A 20,955-nucleotide genomic window follows, 5' to 3' on the forward strand; every position below is an offset into this window, starting at 1 on the left:
AACTGCTTCTGACAGTTCCGACCGCACTGAAACACAGTATGCTTACGGGGGATGTCATTCTACGTTTCTGCAACCTTTCAGATGAAGAGACGACGGTGACTGTCTCTCAGCCTGAGATTTTTACCTATGATCTGTTAGAAAAAGACCGGTTACAGAAAGAAGAGAATGAAATCGTGTTAGGAAAACATGAGATACGTACGATCGGATGGAGAGGATAAACGGATCAGAGTGGGTATGGAATATTGTAAATACTTATGATTCAGAAGTTCGGAATATATCAGATAGACTTTCTTTTGAAAAAATGTTATTATGGGTAAATACGAGAGGGATGGTGATGAACAAAGAAATACGGTCGGATAAGAGAATAAAAAATATAATAGGCATCATACAAAGCTGTCTGATATTGATATTAATATTTCTCATTGTTTTTATGATAATACAGATTAACAGGTTACAAGGGACTGCACGTGTAATAAATTATGCGGGTCTGGTACGTGGAGCGACACAGCGTGAGGTAAAATTAGAAATCACAGGAAACCAGAAGGATGAATTGATAAAATATCTGGATAATATTCTGAGTGGCTTAAGATATCAGGAAGGACAATATGATCTGGTAAAGATCCATGACAAAGAATATCAGGATAAGCTGCGGATTCAGAGTGAATATTGGGAAAAATTAAAAACAGAAATTGGGGAAGTGAGAAGTAAAGGCTACCAAAATACAGATATTGTAAATATGAGTGAAATCTATTTTGAGATGGCAGATGAAACGGTATTTGCTGCAGAAAATTATTCAGAAAAGATTGCTATAAAGATCCGCACGATAGAGTTTCTGTCCGCACTTGATATGTTTTGTCTGGTGATTTTGATCATTATGCAGACGCTGACAGCAATGAAAATGGCAATGAATAATAAACTGTTAGAACAGAAGGCATATACGGATGCCCATACCGGATTACCTAATAAAGATGCCTGCGAGCTGCTTCTTAATACCCCAGAGAAAGTGAAAGAGTCTACAGCCTGCATGATGTTTGATCTAAATAATCTGAAGATTGTGAATGATACAATGGGACATTCGGCAGGAGACCGTTTGATCATGGATTTCGCCCAGCTTTTACGCAGTGTGATACCGGAAAAAAATTTTGTTGGAAGATATGGCGGAGATGAGTTTATGGCAGTTATTTATCACACAAGCAAAACAGAAGTTGAGGAACTGTTAAAAAGTTTATACAGAGAGAAAGACAGATTAAATAGTAATGAAAATCAAATACAGATCGACTATGCATGCGGCTGGGCATTCCCGGACGAAGATGGTGCGTATACCATGCAGATGTTATTGGATAAGGCGGATGTTTATATGTACGAAAATAAACAACTGTGCAAGAAACGTAAAATATAGTCATATCATTTTTTTTATAAAAGGGTTTACAAATACACTAAAATATGCGGCCGCTCTCGTTATTAATTGTTTTTAAGGTAACGAGATCGGCCTTTGAGATTGGCTGCTGCAGGAATCATAAGCAAATGAAATGTACAGCGGATACAGCACAGTTTTACCGGATGGTCTACCCGGATAAGATCATGGAAGGATATCATTGTTCGAAGGTTCAGAAACCTTACTGGAATACGATCTATCTGGATGATTTCCCGGAGAAGGAACTTTATAATATGATAGATTTTGCGTATGATACCGTACTGCACGGTTTCAGCAAAAAAGTACAGAAACAGATATTGGAAGAGGCAGGGAAATAGTACCTGCTTCTGACAGAAGTGCATCTGATTTTTCCGCATCAAACGGAGAAAGCAGATGTTTTTTTTCGTTGGGAACATGGTGAGCAGTAATTTTCCGTTGCGTGTAAGTCTTGTCTTTACAAATACACAACAAAATGATATATTCGATTTGGATATGATATATTAATAAATATAAATAATATGTAAATGATATATAAATGACATATAAAAAGGAGGAAAAAATGAAACTGGGGATCGATATGGGCGGTATGTCCATCAAAATGGGGCTGGTAAATGAGGAAAATGAGATTATTGGGAGAATCACAATTCCAACCGATCTGACGGTGCCGTATCAGATGCTGGTGGAACGCATGGCAGATGCCGTACAACAGATGCTTGAAAATGCAGGCATGACATTGGAACAGTGTGAGGGGATCGGAATTGGAAGTCCGGGAACGATCGACGCAAAGCGGGGAGTAATCCTGTATTCTAATAATTTTGGCTGGGAAAATGTACCAATCGTAGAAGAACTGAAAAAACATCTGGATGTGGGAATTGAAATTGCCAATGATGCGGACGCTGCGGCACTGGGAGAAGTATATGCCGGTGCGGCAGAAGGTGCAGAAAATGCAGTTCTTCTGACACTTGGAACGGGTGTGGGCAGTGGAGTGATCCTGGATAAAAAGATTTTTCGCGGTGGGATGCCGGGAGGCTGTGAGTTAGGACATTTGTCTATACACCATGATGGCGTTCGCTGTACCTGTGGAAGAAAAGGCTGCCTGGAAGCATATGCCTCTGCGTCTGCACTTCTTCGGATCGCACGGGAAAAGGCAGCAGAGCACCCGGAATCTGTCATGAATGAGATGTGTAAAAATGACCTGGAACAGATGAATGGTAAGATTCCGTTTGACGCCGCAAAAGCCGGAGATGAAGCTGGCATGGAAGTTATAAAAGAATATGAGGGTTACCTCGCATGCGGAATTGCAAATGTGATCAATACGTTCCGGCCGGAAAAGGTGATCCTTGGCGGAGGAGTTGCTGCGCAGAAAGAAAATCTGACCGCACCGCTTAAGGATCTGGTGAAAGATATGTGTTTCGGTGGCAGTCATGGATATATTGCCGACATCGTGACCTCTGCACTTGGAAATGATGCTGGGATCATTGGAGCAGCAAATCTGGTAGTGTAAAATTGCAATGCGCAGTGTCACAGAAAGATTAACGGAGGCGGCAATGGGAAAAACAATTATGTATGAGCGGATCTATGCGGATCTGCTTGCAAAAATACAGAATGGAGATTACCAGCCGGGAGACCGGCTGCCATCGGAGAAAGAGTCAGCAGAGCTTTATGGGGTAAGCCGTATTACAGCGAAAAAGGCGATGGATATGCTGGCAAAGGAAAAAAAGATCAGCAGAGAGCCGGGAAGAGGTTCTTTTGTGTGCAGTCCGGCTGCTGCTGTGGAGATGAAAAAGGAGAGCCGGGGGACTGCCAATCAGCGGATCGGTGTAATATTCGATGGGTTTGGAAGCGATTTTGGCACACGGCTTTTGCAGGGGATTGAGAGCGAATGTGACAGGAGACAGTCAGATCTTTTGTTTAAGTGTACTTATGGAAGTATCGAAAAGGAAAAACAGGCGATCGACGCAGCAATCCGTGCGGGAGTAAAAGGTATTCTGCTTCTTTGCGCACAGGGGGATAATTATAACAGTAAGGTGTTAGAACTGGCACTGAACGGGTATCCGCTGGTGCTTATGGACCGGAGGATGCAGGGCATTTCAATCCCGTGTGTCAGAACAGATAATTATGAAGCGGCGAACGAAGTTACCAAAATACTTATCGCAATGGGGCATAAAAAAATCTGTTTTCTGACGCATGCGTCCGTTACGACGACAACGATCCATGAGCGCTACGAAGGATTTGCTCATTGTATGCTCAAATATGAAGATGCCAATGGGACATTTGCAAAACTTGAAAAATATAACCACATTCCAGAGGATATTGAAAAAGAATGTCGGGAATTTGATTATGCGCAGATTGCAGAGATCCTGGAAAAAAACAGGGAATGTACGGCATATATTGCCGCTGAATACCGGATCGGGGTGCTTTTTTCGAAATATTTAAAAGAGCATGGGATTTCAAAAAAGATTGCTGTATTTGATGGCATTGATGAGATCTATGAGCAGGATGATTTTATCCATGTGCGGCAGAATGAATTTGCGATGGGACAGCAGGCAGTCACACTTTTGGAGGAAATTACAACCGGAAAGAAACAGAACGAGGATATTATAATTCCCTATCAGATATCGGGGATTCTATAAAGCAGGAGATTCGTGTGAAAAAGACAGTACAAGAAGGGAGATTAAGATGAAAATAAAAGAGAATTATGCAGCGATCGAGCGTACGGTTGCTCTTGTAAAAGAAAAATTTGGTGCAGACAGCAAGATCGCGGTCATGTTTGAAAAGTGCATTTCGAATACGCTTCAGACAACGATTAAAATAAAAGAAAATGATACAGTATTTGTGATCACGGGGGATATTCCTGCTATGTGGCTGCGTGATTCGGCATGTCAGCTCCGCCCGTTTTTATTGTTTGCAAAGGAAGAACCGGAACTTGTGGAACTGGTATGCGGGCTGATCAAAAAACAAATGCAGTGCATTCTTTTAGATCCATATGCCAATGCATTTAATGAAAATGGCGACGGACAGTGCTGGGATCATGACAAGACGGATATGAAACCGGAGCTGTGGGAACGGAAATATGAGATCGATTCCTTATGCTATCCGGTACAGCTTTCCTATCTGCTCTGGAAGAATACAGGATGTACGGAGCAGTTTACCGGAGAATGGTTAGAAGCCGCAAAAGCCGTGATCCGCGTATTCCGAACGGAACAGGATCATGAAAATGCTTCCCCATATACATTTGAAAGAGAAAACTGCAGTTTTACCGATACTCTCTCAAGGGACGGAAAAGGTGCTCTGGTAAAAAGCAACGTCGGACTGATCTGGTCGGGGTTCCGTCCGAGTGATGATGCCTGTGTATATGGATATCTGATCCCGTCAAATATGTTAGCTTCCGTCATCCTTGGAAATATAGCAGAGATTGCCCGTGAAATCTACCATGATGAGAAACTGGCAGAAGAGGCAGATGCTTTTTCAAAGGAAGTGAGAAGTGCGATCGAGACACTTGCTATCCTTCCGGCACAGAAAACGGAATACTACGCATATGAGGTAGATGGTTTCGGCCAGTATCTTGTAATGGATGATGCAAATCTGCCAAGCCTTCTTGCGATGCCATACTATGGCTATTGCGACAATAAAAATGAGAGATACCAGAACACCAGAAAAGTGATCTTAAGTGACCAGAACCCATATTATTTCAGCGGAGAGTGCGCGGAGGGAATCGGAAGCCCACACACATACACGCGTTTCATCTGGCCAATGGCACTGGCAATGCAGGGACTTACCTCTGATTCCAAGGAGGAAAAATTAAAAATGCTTGAGATGATCGCAGACTGTGATGCGGAGACCAATCTGGTACATGAGTCATTTCATGTGGATCACCCGGAAGAATTTACACGTCCGTGGTTTTCATGGGCAAATTCCGTATTTTGTGAACTGATACTGGACTATTGCGGACAGAAAGTAACCCTTTGATTTAAAAAGATATCTGTGCCTGTGCATAAATATGGGATATCAATGGAAACAGGCAGAAGCAGAGATTTTTATAATGTCCTAAATGGGCAGGAATGGAGAGCACTATGAAAAAGGCGCATATTATTTCTCATACACACTGGGACAGAGAATGGTATCTTCCATATGAAAAACATCATATGCTTTATATTGAAATGATGGATACACTGATCGATACTATGGAGAAAGATCAAGAATATAAATATTTTCATCTGGATGGACAGACCATCATGCTGGAAGATTATCTTCAGGTACGCCCCGAAAACCGTGCACGTCTGCAGAAATTGATCGGGGATGGCAGGATTGCAATTGGTCCATGGTATGTATTGCAGGATGAATTTCTGACAAGCAGTGAGTCGAATGTCAGAAACTTACAGATGGGTTATAAACTTGCACAGGAATTTGGCGGAAAGTGGACAAAAACAGGATACTTTCCGGATTCCTTTGGAAATGTGGGGCAGGCACCGCAGCTTTTAAAGAAGGCGGGCATTGACACGGCAGTATTCGGAAGAGGTGTAAAACCGACCGGATTTAATAATCAGACGGCCGACGCCTATGAGTCTGCCTATTCTGAGATGAACTGGCAGTCAGCAGACGGTTCTGCGGTGCTTGGCATTTTATTTGCAAACTGGTACAACAACGGCGCAGAAGTGCCGGTGGAAGAAGAAAAGTCAAAAGTGTACTGGGATAAAAAACTTGCAGATGCTGTGCGTTATGCCGGTACGGACCAGCTTTTATTCATGAATGGCTGTGATCATCAGCCGGTACAGACGGATCTGTCAGCTGCCATCCGCACGGCAAATGCGCTGTACCCGGATGTGGATTTCGTACATTCTGATTTCACCGGTTATGTGGAGCAGATAAAAAAGGAACTGCCGGACGATCTGAACATGATCACGGGCGAACTGCGCAGCCAGAAGACGGATGGATGGTATACGTTAGCGAACACAGCATCCTCCCGCATTTATATCAAACAGTGGAATGTCCGCTGTGAGATGCTGTTTGAGAAAGTGGCAGAACCGCTCGCTGCGATTGCGGCAAAAGAGGGGATGGAATATCCGCAGGATCTGTTTACTTATGGATGGAAACTTCTGATGCAGAATCATCCGCACGACAGTATCTGCGGATGCAGCGTGGATGATGTACATCGTGAGATGATAACCCGTTTTGAAAAGACAGAACAGGTGGCACTGCACATTATTTCCATGTGTATGGACTATCTGAAAGGAAAGATCAATACCAGTGCAGTGAAGGAAGGAAACATTCCATTTGTCGTGGTCAATACGACCGGCTGGGACCGCACAGGTGTTGTGGAGATGGAGTTAGAAACCGATCGCATGTATTTCAGTGAGGCACCGTTAGCCGAAGTGATAGCACGCATGCATGAAAAGAAACTCCCGGAATACCGCGTACTTGACAAAGACGGGAGAGAGATCCCGGCGGTTGTCACTGAAATTGCAAATCATTTTAATTATGACCTGCCAAAAGATAAATTCCGCCAGCCATATATTGCAAAACGCGTAAAGATCACCATGGAAGCAGCCGATGTGCCGGCATTTGGATGGGACACTTATGTGCTGGCAGAGGCAGCGGGACATCAGAGTGCAGAACATGCAAGTGCAGAATGTATCAATACTGTGGAGTCATTGATCACAGCAGAAAATACACTGGAAAATGAGTTTTTAAAGGCACACTTTGAACCGGACGGTTCTGTGGAACTGACCGATAAAAAGACAGACCATGTATACAGGGGACTTGGTATCTTTGAGGACTGCGGGGATATCGGAAACGAATATATTTTCTTTGCCCCGGTAAATGACGTACCGGTGACGACAAAAGGGACGAAAGCAGAGATCACAGTGGCAGAAGATAACGCATGCCGCGCCGTGGTCAGTGTGAAACATACGATGATGCTCCCGGATGCAGCCGATGAGACGCTGGCAGGAGAGATCGAGGATCTTGTAGAGTTTAAACACCGCAAGGCATCCCGCGGCAGTCATCTGGTTCCATTTGAGATCGTGACAGAGTATACCTTAGAGAAGCACGGAAAAGCACTGAAAGTAAAGACCACTTTCAATAACCAGATCAAAGACCACCGTCTGCGCGTCCTTTTTGAGACGGGATTACATACAGATTTCCATTACGCAGATTCTGTATTTGAGGTGGCAAAGCGCCCGAACGTACCGGCAGATACGTGGGAAAATCCTTGCAATGCCCAGCATCAGCAGTGCTTTGTCAATGTGCATGAGGATGCATATGGACTCACCATCGCCAATAAAGGTCTTGCAGAGTATGAGATTTTGCGTGACGGAAAAAATACGATCGCAGTAACACTTCACCGTGGTGTGCGCGAGCTGGGAGACTGGGGTGTATTTTTAACACCGGAAGCACAGTGCCTGGGCGAAAAGACCACGGAATATGAGATCATCCCGCATGGCGCAGGGGAGGAACTTTATCATTCCTACGAGGAGGCATACCAGTTCCAGACAGACTGGCAGACCGCGGGAATGGAAAGACAGGCGGGAACCCTGCCACAGACTTACCGGTTTGTAGAAATGAAACATTTACAGGCAGTTCCGACAGCATTAAAACACAGTATGCTGACCGGGGATGTGATTTTGCGCTTCTGCAATCTTTCGGATGAAGAGACGACGGTTTCTGTCTCACAGCCTGAAGTTTATACCTATGATCTGTTGGAAAAAGACCAGCTACAGAAAGAAGAGAATGAAATCGTATTAGGAAAACATGAGATCCGGACGATCGGATGGAGAGCATAAACAGAGATGACGCACAAAAAAGGACTGGCAGTAAGCTGATAAAAATTCAGCAATGCCAGTCCTTTTGTGTTTACAGAGTTTAAATTATTTTATTCCATAAACTTCAATCTCATAAATACGCGCAGCACTGTCGCTTCCCTGTGTAGGTTTATTTACTACGAGTTTCACATACCGTGCGTCTTTTGGTGTAAATGCATTGTGCGTCGTGCCATTTGTATTTTTTGTCACGCTGTATACTTCTTCAAAACTATTTCCATCCTGGCTGACAAGAATGGTATAAGATTTCGTGTTCATGTCTGCACTCTCGCCACCTGCTTCTGCATGGAAAATGTCAACTGCACTTACGGTATTCACTTCGCCTAAATCAAGGGTAATTTCATGAGGTGCAGCTCCTGTTGCACACCATTTCGTCGAAACATCGCCATCTACCGCAAACTCCGGCGCTTCGTTTTCATTTACATATGCGTCTGCTTCGGTTCCTGCTCCCTGGGAAAGAAGTACAAGACCATCTGCTGCATCTGAGGTGATAACAATATAGCCTTCTTTTTCTTTCTCAATGCTTCCAGCCTTATTCACCGCTGTTACCTTAACACTGTAGATGCCCTCTTCTGGATAAGATACCGATACGCTCTCGCCTTCTGCTGTTTCGATATCTGCTCCTGCAAATGTCCAGTTTACGGTTTCTGTATTTGCAGAGCATAAACTTTCAAAAGTAATCTTCGTACCTGGTGCAGCCAGTGTTACATCTGCTGCAAAATCTGCTTTCGGCAGACTGTTGTCTGGCCAATCCATAACGACCTGTGCACTGTTTCCCTCTTCTAAGGCTGCATTGACTGGAACGACCTCAAAGGCAGACTTGTTGGTATCATCTGTACGGGGAAGTGTGTTGATATAGAAACTGGTTGTGTTGGATACGCCAAGCAGGGATCTGGAATTATCCTGATTCACACGGTAAACTTCATAATAATCAGCAGCTATATCTGAACTCCACGCAAGACGTACACCTGCATACATTCCATCTTCATCAAACTCGGAATCTAATACTTCCAGATTGCTTACGGCTGCATTTTCTTCGGAATCTGCCTCCATCATTGTGATGTTACCGAAACGTAACTGCAGTCCGCTCACATCTTCAGCAGAAGTTATCTCATAAGAGATGGATTTGATCGTCTTTCCTATGATAGAAGAAGTATCATAAGAGACAACGGTCCATTCCTCACCGACGTTCTGGTCACCCTCTAATGTCACAACAGAACCATCTTCTAATTCAAGTACCGCATTTAAAGTAATTTCTGTTCCCTTTGCCTTTGCAGCAGTCGTATAGATCATATTGTCTGCAGCGGTAAGTTCTGCAGCATATAACTTAATTGTGGAAGAGGTATCCTTTGCCATATTGCCTCTTAAAATGAGGCTTGTTCCACCATAGTAAGCATCTGCTACATCCAGATCAGCACTTAATTTATTGCCGTTACCGTTTTCAATAATATAACGGTAGGTTGGCATAATATCTGCGATGCTGCGGTTGTTCCAGTCAAGTAAGCTTATCTGGCTGCCGTTCTTAAAGAAACTGTAACCATTCCCTGTAGAGAAATTTGTTACAAACGGAAGAGATGTCAAAGGTGTACGCTCTACTATATAAGAAGAAATGCCTTTCCACTGTGTGTTACTGAGTTTTTTGACATCTGCGGATGGATCACCCATGGAGTTGACCCAGAGTTTATTTTCCTGTTTCCAGAAATTCTGGATCGTATCAGCAGAAGTATAAGCCCAGCTTGGACAGTAAAGTCCCAGTGAAGTATAGGTCCCGCCTTCTTCATTTTCGAATAAATCCCATTTAATTTCCGTATTATAGCCCTCGCTCTGGATATCTACACCCGCATAGAGATCATAAGGGTTAATACCGTTTTCGGAAGCAAGCGCGGCAGACTTCTTCAGAAGTTCCTGATCGGCAAGGGTGTCTGAAGTCCACCAGAAATTTAAAAACATTGCATCGGCGACGGGGTCTCCGTCTTCAGACACAAGATAAGCCAGGTTTTCTTCTGTCAATGCATTCTGCCAATCCATTTTGCCGTCCACGGTCATGGAATCATAGTAGACCAGATCCAGGTCCGGTGCCTGCTCTTTGAAATATTGGATAAATTGCTGCATGCGCGCCGCATGGTCTGCAGTCAGCGGTTCTTCATCGGTTCCTTCGGTTTCCTGGTTCATGAACCAGCCCTCAAAACCATAAGTCTGCGCAACTTCAATGAGTTTGTCTGCTACCGGATAAGAGCCATCTTCATTTTTTACAAGCAGGTCTTCTAACCACTCCATTTTACCGCCATGTGCGGTCTGAGGCATGAAAACAGTTCCAAGAACTCTTACGCCATTTTTATGTGCTGCATCTACAACGTCAGGGCTTGGCGGTACAATGAGACCTTCTCCGGAAGAACCACCCCAGTAAACCAGCGTATCCACATACTGCCAGTAGGTGAAAGTATTTGCATTCACTTTATTCAGACCATGAGGCGGGTTTCCACTGGTACTGCTGTTCATAATGGAAATTGCCATGATATTTGTTTCTTTGTTCTGAGTTGAGTTTACTGTCTGCAAATGTTCTCTTGCGGCGCGCTCTGAAAGGGGGACGGTACTTACATTGAAACGCAAATCTTCATCTGTTTTTGCATCCCAGCTTAAAAGTTCAGATGGAAACCAGTAAGAGGATTCCGGCTGACGCGCCATCGTAAGCTCCTGATTTTCATTCTCTTCCGTAAGAGAATAAATTCTCTCCGCCGTCTGAGCTGTTTCTGTTATTTGAGTTGTTTCCGTCGTGGCAGCTTGTGTGTCACCCCCTGTGCTGCCACAGGCTGTTAAGCCTGCAGATAATGCTGCTGCCAGAGAAATGGCAATGCATCTTCTTCCTAAAACTTTGTTTTTCATAAAACATTTCCTTTCTTTTTTCTCCCACCGTCTTTTCATAGTGTTACTTCTTAAACATATTTTTTAACTCGCCTTATCATTTGTTAATAATATGTTATCATAAAGTTATCCGTTTTTGTTATCAATGTCAACTTTTTATGTTGTATTTTGTGCTTTTTCTCTATAGTTCACAAATATAAGTTTAAATTTTTGAGCTATCTGCTTAATTTATTTAAACATAACAAACAACTCTGTTAACTTTTGATAACATTGCTATGAAAGATGATGAACAGAATTTGAAAGGTCAGTCTACGATAGAATCCCGGTACACAATTTCAGGGCTGATATATGTCAGCTCGAAGGGCGCATCAGGATGATCCATTCGATAGATGATCTGTAAAGAAAGTCTTTTTCCCAGAAGGCTGGTGTGAACGTAAGCGGTTGTGAGAAGTCCGTTGATGTTCGTATATTCATTGCTTCCGTCAAATCCGGTGAGGATAATACCGTTTGGAATACGCTCCGGATGTTCTGTCAGGTACAGGTGAAGAAAATGGGCAATATAGTCACTTGCGCAAATGAAAGCCTGTGGAAGTTCCGGGATAGAATCCAAAAAGGCATACAGATCATTATGATATGAGAAAATACCAATGGGATCCGTGTGACAGATGGCTGGATTTAAGGGAATATTATGATCTTTCAGGCAATGGCAGAAACCAATATACCGGTCTTTGTTCGTGATCGCGTAATGGATATCGCCAATAAAGCCTATGTTCGTAATGCCTCTTTCCAGTATGGATTGTGTGATTTCATACATGGTATTATAGCCCTCGATCAGCAGCAGGTCGCCATGTAAAGCACGGTTGCCGACTTCGGGTACCGTATCAAGGAACACTTTAGGGATGTTTAAAGTGTTATTAATTAATTCAACCATTTTCGTGTCATATACATTCAGAATAATTGCCCCAGAGACAGTTCCGTTGGTCAGGGCAGAGGGAAAGGAGTAAGAAGGTGTATAGGAGGATGGCACATAAGTATAAAGAAGGTTAATATTATGGGTTGCCAGTTCCTGCGCTAATCTATGGATAATGTTTGTCCAGAATGTAGAGGAGTCCGGGCGGGATACGATTAAAGAGACTGTTTTATCCTCTTGCGGGTCGTTAGGGATTGCGGCGGGCTCCTGCATGAATTTGGAATATCCTAATTCTTTTGCCTTTTGAAGTACGCTTTCACGAACTGCTTCTGAAACGCCTGAATGATTGTTAAATACTTTCCATACCGTAACGCGTGAGATCCCCAATTCATCTGCAATGTCTTGCATAGTTACTTTACTCATAGTAGAAATACTCCTTTTTAGATTTATAGTACAAATAGAAAAATGTGTAGTTGCAGTCAATAAAAGACAGGTATGTAGTTTGAAATTATAAGTACAGTATAGCATTAAAGAGATGATGTTTGCAACAAAAAAATTAACAAATGTTAACAAGAGGCGGTTCGATTAATAAAAAACAACTGAAAAATAGTTGAAATGCACAAAATGCTATATAAAAATATATTAAGAACAACAAAAGTGACGACAAATGGATAAAAAAGTTAATAAAATTATTGACAAAATATAAAATAAAAGTTAATATTTGTTCATAAACAGGGAAACAAAAGTAAAGGAGGAGACTGATGAAAGAGATAAAGAAAAAGAAGGGAAAAAGACGTTGGACAAGAGATGATACGGATTTAACACTGATTTCTCTTCCAACTTTTATATGGTTTGTATTGTTTTCTTACCTTCCAATGTTTGGAATTATCATTGCATTTAAAGATTATAAATTGAGCCCGGGGCATGGATTTATCTATAATCTGCTTCACAGTGACTGGGTGGGCTGGTCTAATTTCACATATTTCTTTAAATCAAATGCCTTTTGGATGTTATTGAGAAATACGATCGTTTACAATCTTGTGTTTATTGCACTGGGAGCGGCCGTTGCAGTAGGATTTGCGCTGATGCTGAGCAATTTGCGGAATAAATTGGCATCAAAAGCATATCAGACGATGATGTTTTTCCCGTATTTTATGTCATGGGTTGTGATCAGTTATATTGTTTATGCAGTATTAACGCCGGAAAAAGGTTATTTAAATAATATCATTGTTGCACTTGGTGGAACAAAGATCATGTGGTATCAGGAACCGAAATACTGGCCGTTTATCCTTACCTTTTTAAGGATCTGGAAAGGCATGGGATATGGAATGGTCATCTACCTGGCAACGATCACCGGAATTGATCCGTCTCTGTATGAAGCGGCAGTTATGGACGGTGCAACCAAATGGCAGCAGACAAAACATATCACAATGCCATGCATCAAACCCGTTCTGATCATGATGCTGATCCTGGATGCAGGAAAAATCTTTTATTCTGATTTTGGTCTGTTTTATCAGGCAACGGGTGGAATACCGGCGTCCCTGTACAACGTTGCATCTACATTTGATACATATATTTACAAAGCAATCCAGTCGAGCGCACCAATTGGAAAGACAGCAGCGGCTTCATTCTTCCAGTCTGTATGCTGTTGTGCAACTATTTTGCTTACAAACTGGCTGGTAAAAAAAGTTGATGAAGACAGCGCGATTATATAGGGGGATAGCAATATGGCACGCAACAAATTAAGAAAAGAAAAAGAACTTAATCAGATTAAAAAAAGCACGAATGTGTTTTTTAATATCATTTTTATTATATTATCAGCGTTGTGTATTTTTCCAATCGTATTTGTGTTTTCTATCTCTATTTCGAGTGAGACATCAATACAGAAAAATGGATATCAGTTAATACCACAGGAACTTTCGGCAGCGGCATATCAGTTTCTGTGGAATGAAAGAGGAACTATTTTACATGCAACATTCATTTCCATTCTGGTTACCGCGCTTGGTATTATTTTGTCAGTACTGCTGACAACGACGATGGGATATGTTGTTTCAAGAAATACTTATAAACTGAAAAGTTTTTATACCTGGGTGATTTTTATCCCGATGATTTTCAACGGTGGTATGCTCGCCGGATACGTTGTTAATACAAATATCCTGCATTTGAGAAATTCTATCTGGGCATTGATCCTGCCGCTTGCGGTATCGCCATTTAATATTGTAATCTGTAAAACCTTTTTTAAAACGACGATTCCTGATTCCATCGTGGAATCGGCAAAAATTGATGGCGCAGGACAGCTTCGAATTTTTGCACAGATCATTTTACCGATTTCAAAGCCGATCATTGCAACAATCGCACTGTTCGCGGCATTTGGATATTGGAATGACTGGTTTCAGGCATCCTTATATATTTCAGACAAGAATTTACAGACATTACAGTCTATGCTGAATAATATCCAGAACAATATTGAGTATATAGCGAACAATCCATATGGCGGGCTTTCATTGCAGCAGTATAAAGCAAGTATGCCGACAGAGAGTGTGAGAATGGCGATCGCTATTATTATCGTGGTTCCTATTGCATGTGTATATCCATTTTTCCAGAAGTATTTTATTTCAGGTCTGACCATCGGCTCTGTAAAAGGATGATACCGTGTAAACAAAATAAGAGATATCAGATTTAGGAGGAAAATTTTATGATGAAAAAGAGAATTGTGTCATTGGGGCTTGCAGCAATGATGACCGCAGGATTATTCGCAGGGTGTGGAAATAGTTCTGAAAGCCAGGGGGACTCCACCGCTTCAGGCAGTAAAAGCGATGATATCGTTACTTTGAAGTGGGTCACAATTGGAAGTGGAATGCCGGATAACTATGATTCCTGGGTAAAGAAAGTGAATGATTATGTCGGCGAAAAAATAGGTGTAAATATTGATATGGAAGTAGTTGCCTGGGGAGACTGGGATAACCGTAGAAATATCATTATCAGTACCAATGAAGATTATGACATTATTTTCGGCAACGGAAATGTTTATACATCTGATACAAAACTCGGAGCTTATTATGACATTACAGATCTGATCGATGATAACATGCCGGGCTTGAAGGAACTTATGCCAAGTGACTATTGGGATGCAGTAGCGATCGATGGAAAGATTTATGCAGTTCCCACCTACAAAGACAGCTCATTATCCAATTATGCGATCTGGGATAAGGAGATCGTAGACAAGTATAATCTTGATATTGAATCTATGACAGACATATCTTCCCTGACAGATACCTTTAAGCAGATCAAAAGTGATACCAATGATTATCCGGTCTATGTAAAGAATGATGGTCTGTATTATATCTTTGATACTTATGATCAGTTAGGTGCCGGATGCCAGGCACTTGGTGTAAAGTACAATGATAAAGATGCGAAAGTATGCTATACACTGGAACAGGATGATATTTATTCAGAGTTAGAGACCATTCATGAGTGGTATCAGGACGGTATTATCAATCCGGATGCATCTACACTTTCCGAAGGCCGTGTATATAATGTCTGGAGAGTGGCACAGGGATGGTCTACCGCAGCACAGACATCCTGGGGTCCACAGATGGGAAAAGATGTTGAGGTTGCAAAAATTGGCGATACGATCTTATCGAATGATACAGTTCGCGGTTCTATTAACATGATCTCTGCAAATACAAAATATCCTGAGAAATGTTTACAGTTCTTAGATCTTGTAAATACAGATACGACTCTTAGGGATATGTTCTACTATGGAGAAGAGGGAGTAAACTTTGAGTACACAGATGACAATAAAGTTCACAAACTCAATGAAGACTGGACAATGGCAGGTTATACACAGGGAACATTCTTTACCGTTACACAGCAGGATACAGACACTGTAAATCAGTGGGATGAAGTGAAAGAGTTAAATGAAAATGCAGTACCATCTGTTCTGTTAGGATTTACATTTGATACATCAAACGTTGAGGATCAGTTATCAAACTGTACAGAAGTATGGTTACGTTACAAGAGTGAAGTCCTCACAGGTGTAAGAGATCCGAAGGAAGCAGTTCCGGAGATCAAAGAGGAATTAATGAATGCAGGATTCCAGGATGTCTTAGATGAGGCACAGTCACAGATTGATGAATTTTTAGCAAATAAACAGTAGGAAGAACAGTAAATATGAGTAAAATAGTAGGAAAAGCATTGCCGGATATGCCATGGCAAGACAAGGACGAAAACGATAAACTTCCTGTATGGAGATATAAAGCAAATCCAATCATTGATCGCTTTGCGACCAGAAATTCAAACAGCATTTTTAACAGTGCGGTCGTTCCGTTTGAAGATGGATATGCAGGAATATTCCGCTGCGACAGCAGATCGATCAGTATGGATATCTTTGCAGGGTTTAGTAAAGACGGGATCCATTGGGATATTTCGGATGATCCGATCGTATTCCACTGTGATGATGAAGAGATTGGAAAAAGAGATTACAGATATGATCCGAGAGTATGTTTTATAGAGGACCGCTATTATATCACCTGGTGTAATGGATATCATGGATATCCAACGATCGGCGTAGGTTATACATTTGATTTTAAAACATTTTATCAGTTGGAAAATGCATTTTTGCCATTTAACAGAAATGGAGTTCTTTTTCCGAGAAAGATCAATGGAAACTACTATATGCTAAGCCGTCCAAGTGATAATGGGCATACGCCGTTTGGAGATATCTTCGTCAGTGAAAGTCCTGACATGAAACACTGGGGGGTTCACAGATATGTGATGGGAACCATCAAAGGGGACGAGTCAGCATGGCAGTCAACCAAAATTGGTGCAGGCTGTATCCCGATCGAGACAGAAGAAGGATGGCTTGTGATCTACCACGGTGTTATCAACACCTGTAACGGTTTTGTATACCGTATGGGCTGTGCACTGTTAGATCTCGAACAACCATGGAAAGTCTTAAAGCGGACAAAAAATTATATTCTGGCACCACATGAAATTTATGAGTGTATGGGAGATGTTCCGAATGTCGTATTTCCGTGTGCTGCGCTTACGGACGCAGAAACAGGAAGAATTGCAATTTACTATGGCTGTGCAGATACAGTTACAGGACTTGCGTTTACGACAGTAAATGAATTAATGGAAAGCATGGAAAGTATGTAATAAAAAACGGAGTTGTTACAAAATAATAATAATATTATTTGTGACAGCTCTGTTTTTGCAAAAAATTTCTGGAAACAACAGTGGGAGACCAGCTATGAAAAGTCAACCATAAATTAGCAAAAAATTTCTTTTTCATATCGGTGGTAAAAAAGGGTAACTTTAATAGAGCTCCCTTAGGGTGCTTTTTCAAAATCTATCGATATTGGTATACAGGCCTCTTATTCGAGGTTGAATTCTACTTCGCCAGTGAGCATCTTCCAGATGACTCTGACAAGCTTGCCGGCACAGTGCCCAAGTGCATTGTAGTGAGACCGGCCTTCAGCCCTCTTGGCATCATAATAAGCCTTGAAGGTTGCGTTGTTTCTGACAACGTTCCAAGCTGCATTTACAAGGGCATATCGTAAAACACGAGAGCCACGTTTGGACATCCTTGTTGTCTTAGCCTGAAAGTTACCAGACTGATAAACAGAAGGATCCAAACCGGCAAAAGCAAGCAGCTTGTTAGGATTGGAGAAACGGTGAATATCACCTATTTCACCAAGAATCATTCCACCATTGATATAACCGATACCAGGAATGGTCATGATGACAGAATCGTTGAATTTCATGATATCCGTCATCTCAGCTTCAATCTTTTCTAATTGGCTATCCAGTAACTCGATTTGTTGAATGGTTTGAGTTATCTGAATAGATATAGCGCTGTCGTTAGCACCGACAGACTTCTGTGCGAGAACTCTTAATTCTTTGGCCTGTTCTTTGGTAAAGTGTCCGTGTGAGTTCACTTTGAGCAGATTAGCCAGATGAGTCATATGCATGGAAGCAATCTCTTTTGGAGAAGGTGCTTCTTTTAATAAAGCATAGACAGCGTGTTGATGCAGACCGGATTTGAAAAAGTATTGAATCTCCGGAAAGACCTGATCAACATAGGTTGTCAGTTGAATTTTCAATCGGGTACGTTGCTTTATGGTTTTCTGACGGAAACGTCCCAATGCCTTAAGATCCATCATATCGAGATCGAAGAAGCTGACGAATCTGAGGTTGTCCTGCATCATAAGAGTTTTAGCAATCACGTAAGTGTCGACCTTATCTGTCTTAGTTTTGCGAACGTTATTTTTTCGCATTTGACAGGTTTTGATGGGGTTCAACACACACACTTGGTAAAGCTCAGTAACAAGGTATCGAACAAGGTTGTCACCGTAGTGTGCCGTTGACTCAAGACCGATGATGAGGCTGTTCTTATCGAATGATTCGAGTTTAGAGACCAGCAGTTGGAAGCCATCAGCGTCATTTGAGAATTTGAACGGCTCAATGATTATTTCACCGTCGGAAGAAATCGCAGCGGCGAAATGATTAAGTTTGGCAATATCAATGCCTACGTAAATTTTCATGAGGTTGTACCTCCCTTTCCTAAAGTCTGATACCATGATGTCCACCAACGATTATCATCGTAGACTTGATAGAAATAAGTACTCTGAGTGAAAAACACTCCGGCAACATCCAGCTAATAAACAATTCAGATAAAGGTAGTGGCAATACACTCCAGTTGAGTAGTCAAGCTACAGAAAACAAATCAAAAGTCCATAGTATCTGAATTGTATTGAACCACGATATTAAAAGAAAGGAAATATGTGATAATTAACTTCCTAATTATCATACAAGAAAAGAATGATAGAGAAAAATTCGGGAAAACCATATATGAATGTAATATTTGGAAATTTTTACAGTCCGGGATATGACGATCCGGATTTTGTGGATGAGACGATGGAACTGATCAAAAATCTTGGTTATAACAGCGTTATGTTTGACACAAAAGACTGGGAAGATTTCAGGGAACGCTATAAAACCGGAGAACGGAGCCAATATGTAAAAATGCAGGAATATATGGGGCAGTCTGCATTGAAACATGGATTAACGTATAATTTCCTGGTGTTATATTTAAATGGCGATAATTTGTACCCGCATATCCGTTTCAGTCCACCTGTATTTGGGGAAGAGGTCGTGACAATAGATCAAAAAGGTGGAAAATGGTACAAGTACTGGTCAGATACTGCGAGAGAAACGATGGCAGAGCATGTAGACCAGATCCTTCAAATGTACGGGGAGGGCTGTACCACCTGCCGGTTGGGACAAAAACAGGTCCTTCCAACATGTACGATGTGGGATCCGATTGCAGCGCCAAGTTTTGACCAGGATGGAATAGAACGCTATCAGAAATTTTTAAAAGAGAAATATAAAAACAATATATCGTTATTCAATGAGAGGTACGATCTGGATATCGATGATTTTAAGCAGTTAAAACCAGAGGATTACTGGTATTCTGTGATTTATGGAGAGGGAAGCTGTTATACCGGAGAGGATATCAGAAAAAGAACAAAGAAGTTCTGGATATGGAAAGATAACATGTCCTGGAAAATAGAAGAACTGCGGCTGTACTTTAAAGATATGCAGACACGCCTCAAAAAAGACCACCCGGAATTATTCCTTTGTCCGGATCTGTCGCAGTGGGGATATTTTTTAAATGTGTACAGCCAGAAACAATGTGACAGTGACAATCCGGATTACAGTGAATTGTGGGATACTGCAATGCGGGGGATCGATATGTATGCGATCAGTCCATATGTGGATTCCTGCCATTTCATAACAGTTCCGGCAAGACCGGATGCGAGTCCGGATGCCTATGTCACTTCCTGCCAGCACAGTATGATGCGCGTGATGAATGAAGGAAAAGAATGTATCGGCGGTATCTATTGGGGACGTTATATTTACCGGGATCTGTATGCATTTTTAACACCGGAAGAAATTGTGGGTACCATGACCGCGTGCGGGGTAGATGGCTACACTTCCTATGGGATGAACGGACTTGATGATGGCGGTGTGCTAAATCGCATGGAAGATGACTTTTTAGATTCACTGAGAAGGGGAAATACCTGGTGTGCAGAAGTGATTCCAAAAAGGGGAAAAAGTAAATTTAAAGAGATCGCAATCCTTTTTCCATCCGAGATGTCAGATTATGAACCGTTTGATGTGGAAAATAATGAGATCCGCCGGCTGGATATGCTGGGGTGGTATGAAATATGCTGTGATCTTGGGTATCAGACCGATGTCATCAGCTATCATGACATTTTAGAGAATAAATTAAACGACTATAAAATGCTGATTGTTCCATCCAATGACTGTTATTTTGCAGAAGAACACACAGACATGGAAAAAATGATCCGGGAATGGGTGACAAATGGAGGAGTTGTGCTACATGGACCAGACTGTGGTTTAAGTAAAAACTGTTTTGGCATCCAGGGCATCCCATGTGAAAAAACACCGTACATATATCAAAAGCCTGTCATTCCACAGGGCTGTGAATTTCAGAGATATGAGACAGGCAGATGTATTAGTGCATATGCAGACGATGCGGGCAAATGTATTGTTATGCAGGAAATTGAAAAAGGAAAGGTTATTTCCTGCGGAGTACAGTTAGGTGCTTCTTATGTGGCAAAGAATATACCACATGTACCATATGAACAGAGAAATAAAGAAATGTATCCGATCATTCAGGCAAGAAGTACATTGTTGGAAGATCTGTTAGGGGTATGTGGAAAACCTGTTTCAGGAATCTGTGAAAGAGGCATTGAAGCAGGTGTGTTTGAGACGGGAATGGTTTTGGTAAATCATCGGTCAACACCGTATGAGATTGGAAATTTAAAAGGAAACCGGAAATTTACAAATCCAGTGAATGATACCGTGTTATTGCCACATTCCGCGGTATGGATCGAGCGTGAATAAAGAGCAGGTGAAAG

15 protein-coding genes are annotated in these 20,955 nt (G+C 41.8%); 12 read left to right on the forward strand and 3 right to left on the reverse strand.

The window, feature by feature from the left end; translation table 11 throughout:
- Positions 1–26: 26 nt before the first annotated feature.
- The 7 genes from RIL182_RS01185 to RIL182_RS01215 all read left to right on the forward strand — a co-directional run bounded on the left by RIL182_RS01185 (position 27) and on the right by RIL182_RS01215 (position 8,196).
- On the forward strand, positions 27–218 hold the full coding sequence (locus RIL182_RS01185; protein WP_260048025.1) for a glycosyl hydrolase-related protein: 192 nt from the start codon (positions 27–29) through the stop codon (positions 216–218).
- Positions 206–1,399, forward strand: a complete 1,194-nt coding sequence (locus RIL182_RS01190; RefSeq protein ID WP_006856793.1) for a GGDEF domain-containing protein — start codon at positions 206–208, stop codon at positions 1,397–1,399. The genes RIL182_RS01185 and RIL182_RS01190 overlap by 13 nt, the downstream gene beginning before the upstream one ends.
- Positions 1,400–1,443: 44 nt before the next feature.
- Positions 1,444–1,752: an MmcQ/YjbR family DNA-binding protein gene (locus RIL182_RS01195; RefSeq protein WP_006856880.1), complete on the forward strand. Its 309-nt coding sequence runs from the start codon at positions 1,444–1,446 to the stop codon at positions 1,750–1,752.
- Between the two features lie 221 nt (positions 1,753–1,973).
- The gene (locus RIL182_RS01200) at positions 1,974–2,918 is read left to right on the forward strand and encodes an ROK family protein (RefSeq protein WP_044998904.1); all 945 of its coding nucleotides are present in this window, start codon (positions 1,974–1,976) and stop codon (positions 2,916–2,918) included.
- Positions 2,919–2,961: 43 nt separating this feature from the next.
- Complete coding sequence (locus RIL182_RS01205) at positions 2,962–4,047, forward strand: GntR family transcriptional regulator (RefSeq protein WP_044998942.1); 1,086 nt, start codon at positions 2,962–2,964, stop codon at positions 4,045–4,047.
- A gap of 46 nt (positions 4,048–4,093) precedes the next feature.
- Entirely contained in the window at positions 4,094–5,383 is a 1,290-nt protein-coding gene (locus tag RIL182_RS01210; protein ID WP_006856794.1) for a glycoside hydrolase family 125 protein, read from the forward strand.
- A gap of 104 nt (positions 5,384–5,487) precedes the next feature.
- A complete protein-coding gene (locus tag RIL182_RS01215) occupies positions 5,488–8,196 on the forward strand; it encodes an alpha-mannosidase (protein ID WP_022112291.1) in 2,709 nt (902 codons plus the stop codon).
- An 84-nt stretch (positions 8,197–8,280) separates the two neighbouring features.
- On the opposite strand, the gene RIL182_RS01220 is transcribed toward RIL182_RS01215, so the two are convergent.
- Together RIL182_RS01220 and RIL182_RS01225 are read right to left on the reverse strand one after the other, a co-directional pair.
- On the reverse strand, positions 8,281–11,115 hold the full coding sequence (locus RIL182_RS01220) for an endo-beta-N-acetylglucosaminidase (protein ID WP_022112292.1): 2,835 nt from the start codon (positions 11,113–11,115) through the stop codon (positions 8,281–8,283).
- A 283-nt stretch (positions 11,116–11,398) separates the two neighbouring features.
- Positions 11,399–12,427, reverse strand: coding sequence for a LacI family DNA-binding transcriptional regulator (locus RIL182_RS01225; RefSeq protein WP_006856796.1), 1,029 nt, complete (start codon positions 12,425–12,427; stop codon positions 11,399–11,401).
- 338 nt (positions 12,428–12,765) lie between these two features.
- On the opposite strand from RIL182_RS01225, the gene RIL182_RS01230 reads away from it, so the two are divergent.
- From RIL182_RS01230 to RIL182_RS01245, 4 genes are read left to right on the forward strand one after another with little or no spacing between them, the layout of a single operon-like run.
- Positions 12,766–13,719: an ABC transporter permease gene (locus RIL182_RS01230; RefSeq protein WP_006856797.1), complete on the forward strand. Its 954-nt coding sequence runs from the start codon at positions 12,766–12,768 to the stop codon at positions 13,717–13,719.
- Positions 13,720–13,731: 12 nt separating this feature from the next.
- Positions 13,732–14,652, forward strand: a complete 921-nt coding sequence (locus tag RIL182_RS01235) for a carbohydrate ABC transporter permease (protein WP_006856798.1) — start codon at positions 13,732–13,734, stop codon at positions 14,650–14,652.
- 47 nt (positions 14,653–14,699) lie between these two features.
- Positions 14,700–16,163 (forward strand): ABC transporter substrate-binding protein, encoded by a 1,464-nt coding sequence (locus RIL182_RS01240; RefSeq protein ID WP_006856799.1) that lies wholly within the window; start codon positions 14,700–14,702, stop codon positions 16,161–16,163.
- A 14-nt stretch (positions 16,164–16,177) separates the two neighbouring features.
- Positions 16,178–17,164 (forward strand): glycoside hydrolase family 130 protein, encoded by a 987-nt coding sequence (locus RIL182_RS01245; RefSeq protein ID WP_006856800.1) that lies wholly within the window; start codon positions 16,178–16,180, stop codon positions 17,162–17,164.
- Positions 17,165–17,382: 218 nt separating this feature from the next.
- Here the strand turns inward: RIL182_RS01245 and RIL182_RS01250 are convergent, their stop codons facing one another.
- The gene (locus RIL182_RS01250) at positions 17,383–18,552 is read right to left on the reverse strand and encodes an IS110 family RNA-guided transposase (RefSeq protein WP_134522979.1); all 1,170 of its coding nucleotides are present in this window, start codon (positions 18,550–18,552) and stop codon (positions 17,383–17,385) included.
- A gap of 307 nt (positions 18,553–18,859) precedes the next feature.
- On the opposite strand from RIL182_RS01250, the gene RIL182_RS01255 reads away from it, so the two are divergent.
- Positions 18,860–20,941: a type 1 glutamine amidotransferase family protein gene (locus RIL182_RS01255; protein WP_242655552.1), complete on the forward strand. Its 2,082-nt coding sequence runs from the start codon at positions 18,860–18,862 to the stop codon at positions 20,939–20,941.
- The last annotated feature ends 14 nt before the right edge of the window (positions 20,942–20,955 follow it).

The organism is Roseburia intestinalis L1-82 (assembly GCF_900537995.1).
Classification (GTDB): Bacteria; Bacillota; Clostridia; order Lachnospirales; family Lachnospiraceae; genus Roseburia; species Roseburia intestinalis.

What these genes read in the sequence shown, in the direction of transcription:
- RIL182_RS01190 (WP_006856793.1), top strand. Translation starts at nt 206, where the DNA reads ATGGAGAGGATAAACGGATCAGAGTGGGTATGGAATATTGTAAATACT.
- RIL182_RS01195 (WP_006856880.1), top strand. Translation starts at nt 1,444, where the DNA reads ATGCGGCCGCTCTCGTTATTAATTGTTTTTAAGGTAACGAGATCGGCC.
- RIL182_RS01200 (WP_044998904.1), top strand. Translation starts at nt 1,974, where the DNA reads ATGAAACTGGGGATCGATATGGGCGGTATGTCCATCAAAATGGGGCTG.
- RIL182_RS01205 (WP_044998942.1), top strand. Translation starts at nt 2,962, where the DNA reads ATGGGAAAAACAATTATGTATGAGCGGATCTATGCGGATCTGCTTGCA.
- RIL182_RS01210 (WP_006856794.1), top strand. Translation starts at nt 4,094, where the DNA reads ATGAAAATAAAAGAGAATTATGCAGCGATCGAGCGTACGGTTGCTCTT.
- RIL182_RS01215 (WP_022112291.1), top strand. Translation starts at nt 5,488, where the DNA reads ATGAAAAAGGCGCATATTATTTCTCATACACACTGGGACAGAGAATGG.
- RIL182_RS01220 (WP_022112292.1), bottom strand. Translation starts at nt 11,115, where the DNA reads ATGAAAAACAAAGTTTTAGGAAGAAGATGCATTGCCATTTCTCTGGCA.
- RIL182_RS01225 (WP_006856796.1), bottom strand. Translation starts at nt 12,427, where the DNA reads ATGAGTAAAGTAACTATGCAAGACATTGCAGATGAATTGGGGATCTCA.
- RIL182_RS01230 (WP_006856797.1), top strand. Translation starts at nt 12,766, where the DNA reads ATGAAAGAGATAAAGAAAAAGAAGGGAAAAAGACGTTGGACAAGAGAT.
- RIL182_RS01235 (WP_006856798.1), top strand. Translation starts at nt 13,732, where the DNA reads ATGGCACGCAACAAATTAAGAAAAGAAAAAGAACTTAATCAGATTAAA.
- RIL182_RS01240 (WP_006856799.1), top strand. Translation starts at nt 14,700, where the DNA reads ATGATGAAAAAGAGAATTGTGTCATTGGGGCTTGCAGCAATGATGACC.
- RIL182_RS01245 (WP_006856800.1), top strand. Translation starts at nt 16,178, where the DNA reads ATGAGTAAAATAGTAGGAAAAGCATTGCCGGATATGCCATGGCAAGAC.
- RIL182_RS01250 (WP_134522979.1), bottom strand. Translation starts at nt 18,552, where the DNA reads ATGAAAATTTACGTAGGCATTGATATTGCCAAACTTAATCATTTCGCC.
- RIL182_RS01255 (WP_242655552.1), top strand. Translation starts at nt 18,860, where the DNA reads ATGAATGTAATATTTGGAAATTTTTACAGTCCGGGATATGACGATCCG.